This is a genomic window from Streptomyces europaeiscabiei, assembly GCF_001550375.1.
Lineage (GTDB): Bacteria > Actinomycetota > Actinomycetes > Streptomycetales > Streptomycetaceae > Streptomyces > Streptomyces europaeiscabiei.
In genome coordinates, this window is record NZ_LRTR01000695.1 from 1 (window position 1) to 1,921 (window position 1,921).

2 protein-coding genes and 1 pseudogene are annotated in these 1,921 nt (G+C 73.8%); all 3 read left to right on the forward strand.

The genetic code is table 11. From position 1 onward, the window contains the following. A partial coding sequence (locus AWZ10_RS34735) for a hypothetical protein (protein ID WP_159058454.1) occupies nucleotides 1-198 on the forward strand: 198 nt, incomplete at its 5' end. A gap of 14 nt (nucleotides 199-212) precedes the next feature. Then, complete coding sequence (locus AWZ10_RS34740) at nucleotides 213-1,508, forward strand: ATP-grasp domain-containing protein (RefSeq protein ID WP_052769570.1); 1,296 nt, start codon at nucleotides 213-215, stop codon at nucleotides 1,506-1,508. Further along, nucleotides 1,501-1,921: pseudogene (locus AWZ10_RS34745) on the forward strand (hypothetical protein); the annotation flags it as partial. The gene AWZ10_RS34740 and the pseudogene AWZ10_RS34745, both read left to right, overlap by 8 nt.

The following is a 1,921-nucleotide window of genomic DNA, read 5'->3' on the forward strand; positions in this document are numbered from 1 at the left end:
CACATCGCCGGCACCGCCTGCGACCAGCTGCGCTCGGTCGTGCGCGCGCTCAGCGGGTGGGCCGCGCCCACCCACATCGCCACCACCGCCGCGGACCTGACACCCGGGGCGGCACTGGACTTCCTTCACCTGAGACTCGACGACCTCGTCACGGAACTGCTGTCCTTCCGCACCCCCTGCCCGCCCTTCCCCGGATGAAAGGCCCCGTCATCATGGCTTCCCCCCACCTTCTGCTCCTCGCCGGGATTGGCGGCCACGCCCCCGACGAGGCCCTCGACTCCCTGGCCACCGTCAGCGACACCGTCAGCGTCGTGTACGTGACCGCCTGGCAGCCCTCCAAGGAGGTACGCGCCGACTGGGAACGGCGCGGCCTGCACGGCGAGTTCCTGGACGCCGCCGACCTGGACGCGGCGGTCGAGGCGGCCGCCGCGCTGCACGCCCGGCTGCCGCTGCACGGCGTGGTGACCTACTCCGAACTGCTGCTGCGCCCCCAGGCCGAGATCGCCGGCAGGCTGGGCCTGCCCGGCAACACCCCCCAGGCGGTGCGCGTCGCCCAGTCCAAGGCACGCCAGCGCCTGGTCTTCGCCGAGCACGGGGTGCCCTCGCCCGGCTTCGAGGTCATCACCAGCGACCGGGACCTCGCCGCGGCCGCCGCACGCGTCGGACTGCCCGGGGTGTTCAAACCGTCGCTGGGCGCGGGCAGCCAGTGCGTGCGCCTGGTGTCCACCTACTCGGAACTCATCCACGCCTTCACCGTGGCACGTGCCGAGAAGACAGCCTTCCTGCAGTCCGACGACGCCTATCTGCTGGAGGAGCGGATGGCGCTGGAGGCCGACGGCGACAGCGGATACGCGGCCTACTGCAGCGTGGAGTCCCTGCTCGCCGCCGGCGTCACCCACCACCTCGCCGTCTCCGACCGGCTGCCCCTGGAACACGGCTACGCCGAAGAGGGCGTCGTCCTGCCCACCCGGCTGGACGCGGCGAGCGTCAAAGCCGTCGTCGACGTCGCCGACCAGGCCATCCGGGCGATCGGGCTGACCTGCGGCGCGGTGCACACCGAGATCGCCCTGAGCGCCGACGGCCCCCGGGTCATCGAGGTCAACGCCCGCGCCGGAGGCCCGCTGCCCACCATGTTCGAGGTCGCGGCCGGCTACGACTACGCCGCCCAGATCGGCCGCAGCGCGCTGGGCCTGCCGCCGACCGCGCTGCCCGAGTTCACCCGGGTGGCACTGCTGCGGTTCCTGCCCATCCCGGCGGGCCTGTGGCGGGTGGCCGCGCAGCGGCCCGCCGAGGAGGTGCTGCGGGACTTCCCCGAACTCGTCTACCTCTCCCCCCGCTTCACCCCCGGCCAGCGGGTGAGCCGCCAACGCACCCTGCACCTGGCCAGCTTCATGGTCGACGCCCCCGACGTGTCCGCCGCCCGCGCCACCACGGCACGCGTGGAACGCGCCCTGGGCATCCGGCTGGTGCCCGGCTACGGCGCCACGACAGGAGCCGACCGTGACTGACCGCACCGCCGCCCCGCCCGCCGCGTCGTCGGCCCGCCGCTTCTACGCCGTCGGCCTGTGCGACGCGGTCGGCCTGGGCCTGTACCTGTCGCTGTCGGTGCTCTTCCTCGACAAGGCGGCCGCCCTGTCCAACCAGCAGATCGGCGTGGTCCTGGGCGTCTCGGGAGTGACCTCGCTGCTGGGCGCCATGCCCATCGCCCGGGCCGCGGAGCGATACGGCATCCGCGCAGTGCTGTGCGCGCTGTTCCTGATCCGCTGCGCTGCCTTCCTCGCGCTGGCCATGGTCGGCTCCTTCACCCAGGCGCTGGGCGCCGCGGCGGTGGCCGGGCTCCTCAGCCGCGGCATCGGCCCGCTGATCGAGTCCGGGCTGATCAGCCGGGTCCACAACGCCGCGGCCGTCGGCGCGCTGGCCC

Coding starts and splice junctions, on each gene's coding strand:
- AWZ10_RS34740 (WP_052769570.1), top strand. CDS start 213: ATGGCTTCCCCCCACCTTCTGCTCCTCGCCGGGATTGGCGGCCACGCC.